This window comes from Streptomyces silaceus (assembly GCF_001419745.1).
Taxonomy (GTDB): domain Bacteria; phylum Actinomycetota; class Actinomycetes; order Streptomycetales; family Streptomycetaceae; genus Streptomyces; species Streptomyces silaceus.
The window spans coordinates 15,936-31,752 of record NZ_LIRJ01000347.1 but is presented as its reverse complement, the minus strand read 5'-3'; the positions used below and the strand labels follow the sequence as shown (position 1 = coordinate 31,752).

The window sequence follows — 15,817 nt, the reverse complement described above, 5'->3', positions numbered from 1 at the left end:
GACACGGCGCCGTCGGACACGGAGGTGTGGGACGCGAGGCCGTCGGACACGGCGCCGTCGGACGGCACCCCATCGGACGCGAGCAACCCGTGGAACACCGCCGACACGGTCGGCTCCGTGGCGAAGGCGACCACCCAAGCGGCACTCCCCGCCCCACGCCGCCCCGCCTCCTCCCGCAGACGGCTGCTCCTCCCGACGGCCCTGGTCCTGGCGGTGGGCATCCCGGCAGCGGGCTTCGGCATACGTTCCGTGACCTCGTCCGACGCCGAGGCCGGGTCGCACGGGCCGGGCGCGCCCGCCGGCGGGCAGGTCTACAAGATCGGCGTGGCCCACAGCTACCGGCATGCGGGAGGCGACGACAGCGCGGACGAGTACGAGCGTGCGGAGCACCGGCAGTTCACGACGCAGCAACTGCGCACGGTGAAGTCGGCGTTCACGGAGGCGCTCGGCGCGAAGGGCGCCGGCCGCTTCCGTATCGTGCCGGTGACGGCGAATCCGGACACCAGCTCACGCGAACTCCTCGCGAGGCACCCGGACATGCTGGCCGTGATCGGTGACACGACGGACTTCGCCTGGGTGCACGACACGGACGAGGCGTTCCTGCCGGAGATCAGCACGTGCGCCGAATACGCGCACGCCGACGGGGCGTTCGCGATCCCGGCCGACGAAGCGCGCCAGGGCGAGGCGATGGCGGGCTACCTCCGCTCGCGGACGGACGCGCGCAGGGTGCTGGTCGCCGAGGACGCGCTCTGGGTGAACCGCACGGACGGCATCGGCACGGCGCTGCGCAAGGGCGGGGTGGCGGTCGAGGCGCTGAAGGGGGACCCGTCCGAGGTGAAGCCGGCGAGGATCCCCGCGCTGGTCGCGGCGGCGCGGGCGGACGCGGTCGTGATTCCGACGGGAACGTCGGCCCCGGTCTGGACGAAGAGGCTCAGGTCGGACGGCTTCAAGGGCCCGCTCCTCACGCAGGGGGACCCCGAGGGAACCTGCGCGGACTCCAAGGACCGCGCGCGGGAACGGGTCAGGGACGGCGACCTCCCCAACGGCACGATCCGCACCCGCAGCTACAACGGCGAACCGGACGACAACCTCCCGGCCCGCGGCAACCAGGAACTGCACGACGGCGCGACGGCCCTGGCGACGGCCCTCGAGAACCTCCCGCCGAACACGGCACCGACGTCCCTGCGCCACACCCTGGACCGCGAGATCCAGAACGTCTCGGTGAACGGCATCCTGCACGAGATCTCCTTCGAGAAGCGCCGCTCGGCGCGCGGCTGGCCGGTGTGGTTCGACCGCCGAGAAAACGGCCACTGGAAGGAACTCGGCAAACAGACCAAGACCTTCCGCCCGACACGCGACTGACCCTCATGCACCTACTCGGAAGGCCTCCCTCCCCTGCCAAGCCACCGCAATGCCCCTGGCCGACCACCGCCCGAGCCCACATTCCGCTCGTCCCGCACCTTCCGGATGTGGCGCTACGGAGTGGGCCACTCCCAGCTCCTGCTGCGCGCCACCCCGGACGCCGACCACGAGACCTGCCTCGACCTGCACTTCGAGGGCGTGGCCGCCGTCCGGGTCGGGACGCGGTACGTCGCTCCTGAAGTACGCCCGGGCGACGACAGCGAGCGTGCCGTCCTCATGGAACTGGCCGCCGAGTCCGGCGCCGGCGACCGCCACATGGCCGTCGTCCTGCGCAGCGCGGCGGGCAGCGGCCTGGTGCTCTGCAGAGAAGTCAGTGCGCTACGGGGCGGCAGGGACGCCCTCGGCGGCCTCGAAGGGAGCGATGGGGGGCCACCGGCCGTCGGATTGGCACGTCCTGGACCTGGACAAGGGCCCGACTCCCGGTGATCCGCAGCGGGTGCGCAAGCTCGCCGGGAGTCTGCATGACTTCGCCGATGACGTGGGGAAAGTCCTGCGGGACATCAAGGGGATGGCGGGCGAGGACGCCATCTTGCAGTGGGCCGGGCAGACGGCGGAGGCCTTCACGGAGAAGTTCGAGGACGCGCCGAGCAAGCTGAAGAAGCTCAAGAAGAGCTATGAGATGGCGGGCGACGCGCTGTCGGGGTACTGGCCGGAACTGGAGCGTGCGCAGACCATGGCCGACAAGGCCCTGGTCAAGGGGCGTGAGGCTCAGGCGGATCTGTCGTCGGCCAAGTCCCGGCTGTCCTCGGCCGATTCCTGGGTGGAGAAGGCGGGCAAGGAAGCCGACAAGTACAAGGAGGACGGCGGCTCCAAGGGCAAGGACGTGCCCCAGCCCGACCCCGACAAGGTCAAGGCCGCCACCCGCAACGCCGCCTCCGCGGAGAAGGCCCAGAAGTCCGCGCAGGGTGATGTGGACTCCGCGCAGAGTGCCCTCGAAGCGGCGAAGAAGATGGCCGCGGACGCCCGCAAGATCCGTGAGGACGCGGCGGGCACCGCCAAGCGGAAGATCGACGAGGCGTCGGACGCGGGGATCCAGAACCGCAAGTGGTGGGAGGAGATCGGCGACTGGGTGTCCGACAACTGGGACACCATCGTCGCCGTCTGCAAGGTCGTCGTCGCCGTCGTGGGCGTCATCGCGATGATCGTGGGCGGCCCGATCCTCGCCGCCATCGTCATCGTCGCGGGCGCGATCGTTCTCGCCGACACCCTCACCAAATACGCAAAAGGCCAAGCAGGCCTGCTCGACGTTGCGTTCGACAGAATCGCGCGGCTGAGATGCACTTCATCATCAAGAACCTCGAGAAAATGAACAAGGCAGAGGGCGGCTGATGTCCGACATCGACTTCTATGCCGAAGCGGCCCTGCGCAAGACATTCCTCGGTGTCCCTCTTGGCGCCGCGCCGGAGGAGTGGGAGAGCAGGCTCGGCAGCGACTTCCTGGACGATGCGCGGAAGTCGCGCATGCGGCGGGACTACGGGCTGATCGAGATCGCGTTCGTGAGACGCGCGGGTTCCTGGGAATCCGTGTCCGCGTCACTCCAGATCCATCGCCTGGCACGCGGGCTCGACGAGGTCGTCCCCCGTCCGCTCACAGACGTGCATGGCGAGTTCTCCCGGCACGTACCCCTCGATCTGTTCCGGGCGGCGCTGCAGGCCCGAGGAGGTGAGCTCGATGAAGTCACGGAGCCCTCGGCCGGAGGGTTCCGTCAGTTCCGAGAGACGAGCACCGGGACTTCCCTGTACGTGGCCGGCGAGCCTTCACAAGGGGCCGTGGAACCGGGATCCCTCTGGTCGATCATCGTCAGCCAGGATCCCGCCGCTCCATGAGACTCCGTAGGTTCACACCAATCCGCAACCTCGTAGAAACGCACCGTAGTCGCCGGGCCCCGCCCCCCATACGGTGTGCCCGTGCAACCGAGCCAGTCGAGTGAGCCCACGCCCCCGTTCAACTTTCCCGCCGCCCGGCGGCTGCGCGAGGCGTTGGGTATGGCGCCCGGGCACGTCGCGTACGGAATGCAGGCCAGTTACGGGCTCTCGTACATCACCGCCGACACCATCACCGCCTGGGAGCGGGGGCTCGCCTCCCCCAGTTCCGCCGAACTCAGCGCCCTCGCCGCCACCTTGTGGTGCTCGCCCGGTGAACTCATGGGCGCCGCCCGTACGTTGCGCGAGCACCGGATCGCCCGGGGGCTCGCACCGGAGGACGTGGCGCGGGGGGCCGGCGTGGAGATACAGGCGTATCTGCGCATGGAGGAGACCAACTCCTGGCGCGGCAACGAGCGCCAGTCCACCGCCCTCGCCGAGGTCCTCGCGCTCTCCGTGCCCGCCTTCGTCAACGTGACCGGGCGGGCCGAGCCGCTCGCCGAGTTGCTGCGCAGCGCCGTGACCACGCGGTGGCAGGGGTACGTGCGGCCCGTCGCCAAGCTGCTCCCCCTGGACCGCAAGCACGTGGAGCGCGCGCTGCGGCGCATGCACGAGGACTACCAGTCGCGGATGGCGCGCACCCTCAGCTGGGGCGGCGGTGCCGGGTCCGATGCCTCCGGCGAGGCCGGGCGGGACTATCTGGACCGCGTGCTGGAGTTCTTCTGGGCTCTGGTCCCGGAGAATCGGGGCTGATCGCCCCGAGGGGCATGGGCCGATCGTCCCGGAAGAGGTGCCGTCGGGCCCGGGGCCGGCTGGGCGGACGGCCCGTACGGGGCGGGTCCAACGTCCCGGCCCGCGCACCGCCCGCCGGCGACTTCCCTAGAAAACCGACTCCGCCTCGTCCATCCGGTCCTTCGGGACCGTCTTCAGCTCCGTGACCGCGTCCGCCAGCGGCACCATCGTGATGTCCGTGCCGCGCAGGGCCGTCATCTTGCCGTACTCGCCGCGGTGCGCCGCCTCCACCGCGTGCCAGCCGAAGCGGGTGGCGAGGACGCGGTCGTACGCCGTGGGGGTGCCGCCGCGCTGGACGTGGCCGAGGATGACCGGCTTGGCCTCCTTGCCGAGGCGGGCCTCCAGCTCGTAGGCGAGGGCCGTGCCGATGCCCTGGAAGCGCTCGTGGCCGAACTGGTCGATCGCGCCCTTGCCGTAGTCCATCGTGCCGTCCTGCGGGTGCGCGCCCTCGGCCACGCAGATCACCGCGAACTTCTTGCCGCGCGCGAACCGCTCCTCGACCATCGCGACCAGGTCGGAGGGGTCGAAGGGCCGCTCGGGCAGGCAGATGCCGTGCGCGCCGCCGGCCATGCCGGACTCCAGGGCGATCCAGCCCGCGTGGCGGCCCATGACCTCGACGACCATCACGCGCTGGTGCGACTCGGCGGTGGTCTTGAGGCGGTCCATGGCCTCGGTGGCGACGCCCACCGCGGTGTCGAAGCCGAAGGTGCGGTCCGTGGAGGAGATGTCGTTGTCGATGGTCTTCGGCACGCCTACGACCGGCACACCCGCGTCCGACAGCATGCGCGCCGCGGTCAGCGTGCCCTCGCCGCCGATCGGGATGAGCGCGTCGAAGCCGCTCTTCTCGATCAGTTCCTTGGCGTTGTCGCAGGCCGCGCGGAAGCGGGCGCGCTCCAGGCGCGAGGAGCCGAGGATCGTGCCGCCGCGGGCCAGGATGCCGCTCACCGCGTTCAGGTCGAGGCTGCGGTAGCGCCCGTCGAGCAGGCCCGCGTAGCCGTCCTCGAAGCCGATGACCTCGTCGCCGTAATGCGTCACGGCGCGGTGCACGACCGACCGGATCACTGCGTTGAGGCCGGGGCAGTCGCCGCCCGCGGTGAGAATTCCGATACGCATCGCGCTGTGTCTCCTGCTCGCTGTTGGTACTTGTGAGCCGGTCCGATTGTTCCACGGTCGCAAGGGGGTCGCCGCTCACGTGTGTCCGACGGATGCGCGTGCGAGGAACGGGAAGGGGCCTTGGGACCCCCTTCACCGGGCCTTTCGTCCGGCGGGCGACCTAGCCACCCGCAGAGGTATTGTCAAGGGGGCACCGCCGCGATATCAGGTACTTTGTCCCACTCATCCGGCACCCGCGCCGGGCACCGCCAGACCGGCCGCGACAGCGGTGACAGCCACGACAGCCGTAACAGCCGAGACAGACAGCAGCTCAGAGAGCTCAGACAGCTCCGAGAGCTCAGGCAGCGAAGAAGGGGAGACGACGCGTGACGCGCAGCGTGTACGTGACCGGGATCGACCGCGGCGACGGCCGCCAGGTCGTCGAGCTGGGAGTCATGGAGCTCCTGACCCGCCAGGTCGACCGGGTCGGCGTCTTCCGCCCCCTGGTCCACGACGGGCCCGACCGGCTCTTCGACCTGCTGCGGTCCCGCTACCGCCTCTCGCAGGACGCCGCGTCCGTGTACGGCATGGACTACCACGAGGCGTCCGCGCTCCAGGCCGAGCAGGGCACCGACGAGCTGGTCTCGCGGCTCGTGGACCGCTTCCACCAGGTCGCGCGGGACTACGAGGTCGTCCTCGTCCTCGGCACCGACTTCGCCGCCACCCAGCTGCCCGACGAGCTCGCGCTCAACGCCCGGCTCGCCAACGAGTTCGGCGCCTCCGTGCTCCCCGTGGTCGGCGGGAAGAACCAGACCGCCGAGTCCGTGCGCGCCGAGACGCGGAACGCCTACCGCGCGTACGACGGCCTCGGCTGCGACGTCCTCGCGATGATCACCAACCGGGTGGCCCCGGCCGACCGCGACGAGATCCACGAGCGGCTGGAGGCCCGGCTGCCCGTGCCCTGCTACGTGCTGCCCGACGAGGCCGCGCTCTCCGCGCCGACGGTCGCGCAGATCACCCACGCGCTGGGCGGCCGGGTGCTCCTCGGCGACGACTCGGGGCTCGCCCGCGACGCCCTGGACTTCGTCTTCGGCGGCGCCATGCTGCCGAACTTCCTGAACGCCCTGACCCCGGGCTGCCTCGTGGTCACCCCCGGGGACCGCGCCGACCTCGTGGTGGGCTCGCTGGCCGCGCACAGCGCCGGCACCCCGCCGATAGCGGGCGTCCTGCTGACCCTGAACGAGCAGCCCGGCCAGGAGATCCTCACCCTCGCCGACCGCCTCGCGCCCGGCACCCCGGTGGTCGCGGTCTCCGGCGGCTCCTTCCCCACCGCGGCCGAGCTCTTCGCCCTGGAGGGCAAGCTGAACGCGGCGACGCCCCGCAAGGCGGAGACCGCGCTCGGTCTCTTCGAGCGGTACGTCGACACCGCGGACCTCCTGGGGCGCGTCTCGGCGCCGAGCAGCGACCGCGTCACGCCGATGATGTTCGAGCACAAGCTCCTGGAGCGGGCCCGCGCCGACAAGCGCCGCGTCGTGCTGCCCGAGGGCACCGAGGAGCGGGTGCTGCGCGCCGCCGACGTGCTGCTGCGCCGCGGCGTCTGCGACCTGACCCTGCTCGGCCCGGTCGAGCAGATCCGCAAGAAGGCCGCGGACCTCGGCGTGGACCTCGCCGACTCCGAGCTCATCGACCCGCAGACCTCCGAGCTGCGGGATCGTTTCGCCGCCGCGTACGCGGAGCTGCGCGCCCACAAGGGCGTCACCGTCGAGCTCGCGTACGACGTGGTCGCCGACGTGAACTACTTCGGCACCCTGATGGTCCAGGAGGGCCTCGCCGACGGCATGGTCTCCGGCTCCGTGCACTCCACGGCCGCCACCATCCGGCCCGCCTTCGAGATCATCAAGACCAAGCCGGACGCGTCCATCGTGAGCTCCGTCTTCTTCATGTGCCTCGCCGACAAGGTCCTCGTCTACGGCGACTGCGCGGTGAACCCGGACCCCAACGCCCCGCAGCTCGCGGACATCGCCGTCCAGTCGGCCACCACCGCCGAGCAGTTCGGCGTGGAGCCGCGGATCGCGATGCTCTCGTACTCGACCGGCACCTCCGGTTCGGGCGCCGACGTCGACAAGGTGCGCGAGGCCACCGAGCTGGTGCGCACCCAGCGCTCCGACCTGAAGATCGAGGGCCCGATCCAGTACGACGCCGCCGTGGAGCCGTCGGTGGCGGCCACCAAGCTGCCCGACTCGGACGTGGCGGGCCAGGCCAGCGTGCTGATCTTCCCCGACCTGAACACCGGCAACAACACCTACAAGGCCGTGCAGCGCTCGGCCGGCGCGATCGCCGTCGGCCCGGTCCTCCAGGGCCTGCGCAAGCCGGTCAACGACCTGTCCCGGGGCGCGCTCGTCCAGGACATCGTCAACACCGTCGCCATCACGGCGATCCAGGCCCAGGCCCAGACGCCGGCCGCCAGCTGACCCCCCACAGAAAGCACTTCACTCAGTGACCGCCACTCGCGTACTCGTCCTCAACTCCGGCTCCTCGTCGGTGAAGTACCAGCTGCTCGACATGCGCGACAGCTCACGTCTCGCCGTCGGCCTGGTCGAGCGGATCGGCGAGGAGACCTCGCGGCTCAAGCACACCCCGCTGACCGGCGGCGGCGCCGAGTCGCGGGAGCGCGAGGAGCCGATGGCCGACCACGAGGCGGCCCTGAAGGCCGTCGCCCGTGAGCTGGCCGCCGACGGGCTCGGCCTCGACTCCCCCGAGCTGGCCGCGATCGGGCACCGCGTGGTGCACGGCGGCCTGAAGTTCACCGCGCCGACGGTCATCGACGACGTGGTGCTCGCGGAGATCCAGCGCCTGGTGCCGGTGGCCCCGCTGCACAACCCGGCCAACATCACCGGCATCCGCACCGCCCAGGCGCTCCGTCCCGACCTGCCGCAGGTCGCCGTCTTCGACACCGCGTTCCACACGACGATGCCGGAGTCGGCGGCGCGCTACGCGATGGACGTGAAGACGGCCGACGAGCACCGCGTGCGGCGCTACGGCTTCCACGGCACGTCCCACGCGTACGTCTCGCGCGAGACCGCCAAGCTGCTCGGCAAGGCGCCCGAGGACGTCAACGTCATCGTGCTGCACCTGGGCAACGGCGCCTCCGCGAGCGCCGTGCGGGGCGGCCTGTGCGTGGACACGTCGATGGGGCTCACGCCGCTCGAGGGGCTCGTGATGGGTACCCGTTCCGGTGACATGGACCCCGCGGTCATCTTCCATCTGGCCCGGGTCGGCGGAATGTCCGTCGACGAGATCGACATTCTGCTCAACAAGAAGAGCGGTCTGATCGGCCTGTGCGGCGACAACGACATGCGGGAGATCCGCCGCCGTATCGACGAGGGCGACCAGGAAGCCGCACTCGCCTTCGACATCTACATCCACCGGCTGAAGAAATACATCGGCGCCTATTACGCGGTGCTCGGCCGGGTCGACGCCATCGCGTTCACGGCGGGTGTCGGCGAGAACGCGGCGCCGGTGCGCGAGGCGGCGGTCGCGGGCCTGGAGGAGCTGGGGCTCGCGGTCGACGGCGCGCTCAATTCCGTACGTTCCGACGAAGCCCGGCTCATTTCGCCGGAGTACGCCCGGGTGGCGGTCGCCGTGGTGCCCACCGACGAAGAACTGGAAATCGCGACACAGACGTACGCCTTGGTCGGCGACCGCAACGCCTGAGCGCACTTCCGCCCATTTGTAGATTCCACCAGACGGAATATTCCGTAGCGAAACAAACCGATAGGATCGCCCCATGCGCCGTTCCAAAATCGTCTGCACGCTGGGCCCCGCCGTCGACTCCGAAGAGCAGCTCGTCTCGCTGATCGAGGCCGGCATGAACGTGGCCCGCTTCAACTTCAGCCACGGCACGCACGCCGAGCACCAGGGCCGCTACGACCGGGTCCGCTCGGCCGCCGCGAAGACCGGCCGTGCCGTCGGCGTCCTCGCCGACCTCCAGGGCCCGAAGATCCGTCTGGAGACCTTCGCCGAGGGCCCCGTCGAGCTGGTGCGCGGTGACGAGTTCACCATCACCACCGAGGACGTCCCGGGCGACAAGTCGATCTGCGGCACCACCTACAAGGGTCTGCCGGGCGACGTCTCCAAGGGCGACCAGGTCCTGATCAACGACGGCAACGTCGAGCTGCGCGTCGTCGAGGTCGACGGCCCGCGCGTGAAGACGATCGTCGTCGAGGGCGGCGTCATCTCCGACCACAAGGGCATCAACCTGCCCGGCGCGGCCGTGAACGTGCCCGCGCTCTCCGAGAAGGACGTCGAGGACCTGCGCTTCGCCCTGAAGATGGGCTGCGACATGGTCGCCCTGTCCTTCGTGCGCGACGCCAACGACGTGAAGGACGTCCACAAGGTGATGGACGAGGAGGGCCGCCGGGTCCCCGTCATCGCCAAGGTGGAGAAGCCGCAGGCCGTCGCCAACATGGAGGGCGTCGTCGCGGCGTTCGACGCGGTGATGGTGGCCCGTGGCGACCTGGCCGTCGAGTACCCGCTCGAGAAGGTCCCGATGGTGCAGAAGCGCCTCGTGGAGATGTGCCGCCGCAACGCCAAGCCGGTGATCGTCGCGACCCAGATGATGGAGTCGATGATCACCAACTCGCGCCCCACGCGCGCCGAGGCGTCCGACGTCGCGAACGCGATCCTGGACGGCGCGGACGCGGTCATGCTGTCGGCCGAGTCGAGCGTCGGCGCGTACCCGATCGAGACCGTCAAGACGATGTCGAAGATCGTCAAGGCGGCCGAGGAGGAGCTGCTCTCCAAGGGCCTCCAGCCGCTCGTGCCCGGCAAGAAGCCGCGTACGCAGGGTGGTTCGGTGGCCCGCGCCGCGTGCGAGATCGCGGACTTCCTGGGCGGCGAGGCGCTGATCGCCTTCACCCAGTCCGGCGACACCGCCCGCCGGCTGTCCCGCTATCGCGCGGCCCAGCCGATCCTGGCCTTCACCACGGACGAGGCGACCCGCAACCAGCTCACGCTGAGCTGGGGCGTCGACACCTACGTGGTGCCGCACGTCGACAACACCGACGCGATGGTCGAGCTCGTCGACGCCGAGCTGATCAAGCTCAACCGCTTCAACGACGGCGACACCGTCGTCATCACGGCGGGCTCGCCCCCCGGCGTCCCCGGCACCACCAACATGGTCCGGGTGCACCACCTGGGCGGCGGCGAGCGCGACTGATCCCCCGCCTCGTACGACGCCGAGGGTGCCCCCTGCGACAGGGGGCGCCCTCGGCGTCTGTGCGGCTCCCGGAGAAGTCCGTGTGCGGTCAGTCCGTGATCGACTGGTGCAGCCCGGGGATGGTGAGGTTCCCGCCGAACTGGCCCGCCTGCTGCACCTTCACGTCGGTGAAGTAGATCAGCGGGATGTTCAGCGGCGGCGGGTGCTCGGGGTCGAAGGTGATCGGGATGAGCCCGAACAGCTTGCCCGAGATCCGCTCGGTGTACATCGTCGTCTCCCCGTCCCGGATGGTGGACGTGGAGCCCTTGGCGGCCTCGACGTGGTACTTCTTGCCGGCCGGCCCGTCGACGATCTGGTGCAGGTCGCCGATGTCCGTCTTCTGCACGACGTACTTCAGGGCCTGCTTGGACTTGCCGTTGGGCATCGTGAGGTTCACGACGCCCTGGTAGTCGGCGCCCTTGAGGGTCAGCGAGCTGGCCTCCAGGAACCAGGGCTGGTTCGGGATCGGCGCGGGCGTCTGCTCGGCCTTTCCGTCGACCTTCTTCTCGACCACGCACGGGAACGGCTTCTTGCCGTCCGCGTCCGGGGCCATCGGGTCCTCGGCCTCGTTCTGCCCGGCCTCGTCCGCCGCGTCCTCGGCCGCCTTGTCGGCCTCGTCCTTGGCCTTGCCCGCCTCGTCCCCGGCCTTGCCCACGCCGTCCTCGACGCCGTCCTCGACCTTGTCGACGGTGTCCTCGACGGGCTTGGTGACCTTGTCCGTGGCGTCCTCGGCCTTGTCCTCGGGGGTTTCGTCCCCGGACTCGGACCCGGAGGACTTCCCGTCGTCCGAGGCGGACGGATCCGGCTTCGGCTCCTCGGACTTCTTCTCGTCGGGCGTGAAGATGTCCTTCAGGGCGTCGCCGACGCCCAGCGGGTCCCAGGGGTTCTTGGTCTCGGAGGGCTCGGGGTCCGGCTCGGACTCCTTGTCGTCCGCGCCGTCGGTCGGCTTCGGGGTGGGCTCGGCCTCGTCGCCCGAGTCCGCGTCGCCGTCCTTGCTTCCCGCGGAGTCCCCCGCGGAGGGCGAGGGCGTCGCGTCCGGCTCGTCGGAGCCCTTGGCGTCCTCGTCCTTCTTGGCCTTGTCGGCGGCGTCCTGGGCGTCCTTCTCGGCCGCCTCGTCCTTCGCCTTGTCCTCGGCCTCCTGCTTCGCGTCCTGCTCGGCGTCCTTGTCCGGCGCCGTGACGCACGGGCCGTCCTGGAAGGGGTTCTCGGGGACACCGGGCTTCGCCTGCGCGAGCGTCGGCGTCAGCCCCATGCCCATCAGCACGGCGGTGGGCATCGCCGCGATGGCGATCGCCTTGCCGGCGGGCACCTGCAGCCGGGTCAGCAGCGGCTTCCTGGGTGCCGCGTGGCGCGGCCCGGTTCTCGCACGGGGCTCCCCCGCGGAGCCCTCGTGGTGCACCTCGTCAGCCGGCACGGTGCCTCCCGTTCGTCCCGTTCGTCGGGCTCGTTCCTGACAGATCGTCCTGTTCGCCGCTCACCCCGCCCGCGGCCGCTGCGGCGGTGGGCTCGGGGGCCCCGCCGTCCACGGGGTCGCCGGAGTCCTTGGCCGTACGTCCCTTCGCACCGTTGTCGGCGGGCCGTGCCGGCGCCCAGGAGACGCCGAGGGCGCCACCGATCAGGGCGAGCAGGAAGCCGATGACGAAGCCGCCGAAGTTGGAGACCACGAGGGAGACCAGGGCGAGCAGAATCGCCGCGACACCCGCGAAGACCCGGGAGTGCGGCTGGAACCACATGGTCAGACCGAGCACGACCAACAGCACGCCGATGATGAGCGATCCGGCGCCGGCGGTGGTCGCCATCCGGATCGTCATCGTGCCGAGCGTGAGGTTCGCGTACGGGAAGTACATGATCGGGATGCCGCCGAGCAGCGTCAGCAGACCACCCCAGAACGGGCGCTGACCGCGCCACCCTCGGAACGATCGGCGCATCCGGCCGAGCTTGTCGCCCAGTCCCACTTGCGCTTCGGCGCTCATGTCGTACAGCTCCTCGGGAATGGCGTTGGTTCTGTGTGTCGTGCGGATTCGGGCACGGGGACGGCTCCGTCATGTGCCGTCGCGCCCCCGCGCCCGGCCGTGTTCATCGCATCGAGTGCGTACCGGGCCGCGGGCGGCCCGCTAGGGAAGCGTCAACTCCCCTAGTAGCACTCGTGCTTGCCCTTCTTGACCGACATGCCGAGGCCAGAGAGCTTGAAGGTGCCGGCGGTGGTCGCCCACGCACGCTGCTTGACGTCGGTGAACTTCACCGACTCCGCCTGCTGCGCGAACGAGTCCGGGACGTACTTGTCGCCCTTCGACGGACCCGGACCCTTGGTGGTCTGGTCGACCGAGACGCCGATGTCGACCTTGTTGAAGGTCGCGTTGGCCTTCAGGTCGTCGGCGTCGATGTAGAGCTTCTTGGCCTCTACCTTCGGACCACCCTCGGCGCCGGCCTTCAGGACCATCGACACATCGCCGAAGACCGGGACCGGCACGACCACGGACTGGCAGAGGTTGGTGATCTCGGCCTCATCGAGACCGACGACGGCGACCGGGTGGTTACCCGACTTGCCGCTGTCCAGGGCTCCGTACTGGACGAATCCCGTACCGTTGAGCTCCTTGGCAGTCACCTTGAACTGCTGCCCTGACACACTGAACGATGCCGCGAGCGCACCCTGGGACAGGGCGACGCCTATCGCGGCAGTCGCCGCGACGCTCGGCACCATGACCACGGCGAACCGCTTCCATCTGGTTCCGCCACGAGCCACGGACTCCATGACTTTCCTCCTTCTCGGACGTACATCTCCGGCCCTGACTGCTCCCCTTCGGGCGGCTCAGCCGGGCAGGGATGGGAGAAGTGCTACGTCCTCGGGAAGGAGAGCGCCCGTATCGGAGGCGCGCATGCGCCCGCATCACCGGCGATCACCCCCGAGCGACAACCACTGGTCGCGCCTGACGCATCACGCACAACCTCACGGACAGGCCCTGCCGGGACCGGCAGAGACCCCCCTGTCCAGACCGGCGACGGCGTCACCGGCCTGCTCGGTGGGGACCCAGAAACACCGCTCCCCGAGTGGCTGTCGGGGCTGCGGGTCAATGGACCGAGCGTCGCCGATCGTGGTGCATTCTCGGCCCCCGCACAAGGGGGTTCGTTACTCGCTAGTAACGGCCGGATAACCGAAGCGCGACCGCGCGGTATCGGCCGACGACAGACGGTGGCCCCATCGGCTGGAGCAGAACGGGACATGGAGGTGTGAAGACGTTCAAAAGGATGCCCGCGTCTTACTCCAAGTAACAGAGGCCGCGTTTACCAAGTTTTGGTAAAGCGCGGCCTCTGTGGCGCCCTGGGAACAGACTTTTCACTCCGGCACCACACGCCCCGGCGTTTAGGGACAGGTCAGCCGACGGGCTCGTGGACGGCCCGGGCGGAGGGCCCGGGCACGGGCGTCAGAAGAGCACCCGGGCGAGCGCCGTGCGCGCCGCCGTCACCCGCGGGTCGTCCCCGCCCACCACCTCGAAGAGTTCGAGCAGCCGCACCCGCGCGGCGTCCCGGTCGTCGCCCGCCGTGCGGCGCACCGTGTCGATCAGGCGCCCGAAGGCGTCCTCGACATGGCCGCCCACCAGGTCCAGGTCGGCGGCGGCGATCTGCGCGGCGACGTCCGCGGGCCGGTCGGCGGCGTCCTTGCGGACCGTCTGCGCGTCCAGGCCCTGCACCCGCTGGAGCAGTTCGGCCTGCGCGAGGCCCAACTTGGCCTCGGTGTTGGCCGGGTCGTCGCTCAGCACGTTCCGGTACGCCTGCACGGCGCCGGACAGGTCGCCCGCGTCCAGGGCCTGCACGGCCGCTTCGAGGAGGGCGTCGTAAGGACCGGCGGGCACCTCGGCCTCCGCGGCCGGCTCCCCCTGCGCGTCCGCGTCGACCGTGAGACCCGTCAGGCCGAAGCGCTCCTCGCCGACCTGGATGAGCTGGTCCAGGGTCTGGCGGATCTGCGCCTCGGGGGCCGCGCCCTGGAAGAGGGGCAGGGCCTGCCCGGCCACCACCGCGAAGACGGCCGGGATCCCCTGGACCCCGAACTGCTGCATCAGCATCTGGTTCGCGTCGACATCGATCTTGGCAAGGAGGAAACGGCCGTTGTACTCCTGCGCGAGCCGCTCCAGGAGGGGGCTCAGCTGCTTGCACGGCTCGCACCACTGGGCCCAGAAGTCGATGACGACCGGGACTTCGGTGGAGCGCTGCAGGACCTCGCGTTCGAAGCCCGCCTCGTCGACATCGATGACCAGGCTCGACGGGGAGACCGCGGCCCCTGCCGCTCCCCCGCCCTGCCGGGCCGCTTCGGCGCGCGCCTGCTCCGCCTTCGCCTTGGCCTCCTGGGCCGCCTTCACCGCGGCGAGGTCGACGACTCCGCTCATGGACATGTTCCGTGGCTGCATGAGTACATCCTCCCCCAAGCCGTGCGGGAACCGCCCACCCTTCTTCCCCCGCCGGATTGCGGGACCGTGAAGGGCGTGGTCCGAGGTCCCGAGGAGGACCGGTGGTCTGTCGGCCCGGGGTCCCCACCCCGCGCCTCGTACTGCGTGGTTGTCGCTCGCAGCGCCCGCTCGTGGGGGTCGGGCGTGCGCCGTCCGCCGCACCCACCAGCTTTCGCTACGGGTCGTAGCGTAACTGGACCGCCCCGGGCGTGGGGAGGGGGCATCGGTGATCTCGCTCACTCCGCCCCCCGAACCGCTCCGTACTGGCCGGTATGGTCGCGGGCATGCAGAGCCGCACCACGCCTCCCGCCCGCACCGGCGGCCGCCCCCGCAGCGCGGCCGCCGACGCCGCGATCCTGGAGGCGACCCGGCAGGGCCTCGTCGAGCTGGGCTGGTCCAAGCTGACGCTCGGGGCCGTCGCCACGCGCGCGGGCGTCGCCAAGACGACGCTCTACCGGCGCTGGGCGGGCAAGAGCGAGCTGGTCGTGGACGCGGTCGCGGAGCTCTTCGACGAGCTGGAGCTGCCGGACCGCGGCAGCCTCGCCGCCGACATCGAGGGCGTCGTCCTGCAGTTCGCGGTGCTGCTCGGCCGCCCCGAGACGAAGACGGCGCTGATGGCGGTGGTCGCGGAGTCGACGACGGACGAGCCGCTGCGGGACCGCATCCGCACGTCCATCGTCGACCGGCAGAAACGTCTCGTCCTCGCGGGCCGCAAGCGCGCCCAGGAGCGCGGCGAACTCCCGCCCGAGCCGGACCCCGAGACGGCCCGTCAGACGGCCGACCTCATCTTCGACGTGACGGCGGGCGCGGTGGTCCACCGCGCCCTGGTCAGCGCGGAACCGGTGGACGAGGAGTGGGCACGGCGCTTCACGCTGCTGCTCCTGGGCGGGCTGGCGGCGGCCGCGGGCCAGGCGTGAGGGGCGCCCGGACCGCGCGTCCGGCCCGCACCC

13 protein-coding genes and 1 pseudogene are annotated in these 15,817 nt (G+C 70.6%); 9 read left to right on the top strand and 5 right to left on the bottom strand.

Going from position 1 to position 15,817, the window contains the following annotated elements; translation table 11 throughout:
* The 5 genes and pseudogenes from AOK22_RS28690 to AOK22_RS28670 all read left to right on the top strand — a co-directional run.
* A pseudogene (locus AOK22_RS28690) lies at positions 1 to 1,362 on the top strand (hypothetical protein); the annotation flags it as partial.
* Between the two features lie 105 nt (positions 1,363 to 1,467).
* Positions 1,468 to 1,848, top strand: coding sequence for a hypothetical protein (locus tag AOK22_RS28685; RefSeq protein WP_055701627.1), 381 nt, complete (start codon positions 1,468 to 1,470; stop codon positions 1,846 to 1,848).
* Complete coding sequence (locus AOK22_RS28680; RefSeq protein ID WP_208606458.1) at positions 1,784 to 2,731, top strand: putative T7SS-secreted protein; 948 nt, start codon at positions 1,784 to 1,786, stop codon at positions 2,729 to 2,731. Before AOK22_RS28685 ends, AOK22_RS28680 begins: the two co-directional genes overlap by 65 nt.
* Positions 2,732 to 2,750: 19 nt before the next feature.
* Positions 2,751 to 3,248, top strand: a complete 498-nt coding sequence (locus AOK22_RS28675) for a hypothetical protein (RefSeq protein ID WP_055701625.1) — start codon at positions 2,751 to 2,753, stop codon at positions 3,246 to 3,248.
* 159 nt (positions 3,249 to 3,407) lie between these two features.
* Positions 3,408 to 4,037, top strand: a complete 630-nt coding sequence (locus tag AOK22_RS28670; RefSeq protein ID WP_055701624.1) for a helix-turn-helix domain-containing protein — start codon at positions 3,408 to 3,410, stop codon at positions 4,035 to 4,037.
* 126 nt (positions 4,038 to 4,163) lie between these two features.
* Here the strand turns inward: AOK22_RS28670 and AOK22_RS28665 are convergent, their stop codons facing one another.
* Positions 4,164 to 5,189 carry a 6-phosphofructokinase gene (locus AOK22_RS28665; protein ID WP_055701623.1) on the bottom strand — a complete coding sequence of 342 codons (1,026 nt, stop codon included), beginning with the start codon at positions 5,187 to 5,189 and terminating at the stop codon, positions 4,164 to 4,166.
* A 365-nt stretch (positions 5,190 to 5,554) separates the two neighbouring features.
* On the opposite strand from AOK22_RS28665, the gene pta reads away from it, so the two are divergent.
* From pta to pyk, 3 genes are all read left to right on the top strand, one after another.
* Positions 5,555 to 7,639 (top strand): phosphate acetyltransferase, encoded by a 2,085-nt coding sequence (gene pta, locus AOK22_RS28660; protein ID WP_055701622.1) that lies wholly within the window; start codon positions 5,555 to 5,557, stop codon positions 7,637 to 7,639.
* 25 nt (positions 7,640 to 7,664) lie between these two features.
* Positions 7,665 to 8,882 carry an acetate kinase gene (locus AOK22_RS28655; RefSeq protein WP_055701621.1) on the top strand — a complete coding sequence of 406 codons (1,218 nt, stop codon included), beginning with the start codon at positions 7,665 to 7,667 and terminating at the stop codon, positions 8,880 to 8,882.
* Positions 8,883 to 8,955: 73 nt separating this feature from the next.
* Positions 8,956 to 10,386, top strand: a complete 1,431-nt coding sequence (gene pyk, locus AOK22_RS28650; protein WP_055701620.1) for a pyruvate kinase — start codon at positions 8,956 to 8,958, stop codon at positions 10,384 to 10,386.
* A gap of 88 nt (positions 10,387 to 10,474) precedes the next feature.
* On the opposite strand, the gene AOK22_RS28645 is transcribed toward pyk, so the two are convergent.
* The 4 genes from AOK22_RS28645 to AOK22_RS28630 form a co-directional block, all read right to left on the bottom strand.
* The gene (locus AOK22_RS28645) at positions 10,475 to 11,839 is read right to left on the bottom strand and encodes a hypothetical protein (protein ID WP_055701619.1); all 1,365 of its coding nucleotides are present in this window, start codon (positions 11,837 to 11,839) and stop codon (positions 10,475 to 10,477) included.
* Complete coding sequence (locus AOK22_RS28640; RefSeq protein ID WP_055701618.1) at positions 11,829 to 12,398, bottom strand: DUF6114 domain-containing protein; 570 nt, start codon at positions 12,396 to 12,398, stop codon at positions 11,829 to 11,831. The genes AOK22_RS28645 and AOK22_RS28640 overlap by 11 nt, the downstream gene beginning before the upstream one ends.
* Before the next feature lie 161 nt (positions 12,399 to 12,559).
* The gene (locus AOK22_RS28635; protein ID WP_055701617.1) at positions 12,560 to 13,177 is read right to left on the bottom strand and encodes a DUF6230 family protein; all 618 of its coding nucleotides are present in this window, start codon (positions 13,175 to 13,177) and stop codon (positions 12,560 to 12,562) included.
* Positions 13,178 to 13,847: 670 nt separating this feature from the next.
* Positions 13,848 to 14,828, bottom strand: coding sequence for a tetratricopeptide repeat protein (locus AOK22_RS28630; protein WP_055701616.1), 981 nt, complete (start codon positions 14,826 to 14,828; stop codon positions 13,848 to 13,850).
* A gap of 323 nt (positions 14,829 to 15,151) precedes the next feature.
* Between AOK22_RS28630 and AOK22_RS28625 the strand changes: the two genes are divergently transcribed.
* Positions 15,152 to 15,784, top strand: coding sequence for a TetR/AcrR family transcriptional regulator (locus AOK22_RS28625; RefSeq protein WP_055701630.1), 633 nt, complete (start codon positions 15,152 to 15,154; stop codon positions 15,782 to 15,784).
* Positions 15,785 to 15,817 lie beyond the last annotated feature (33 nt).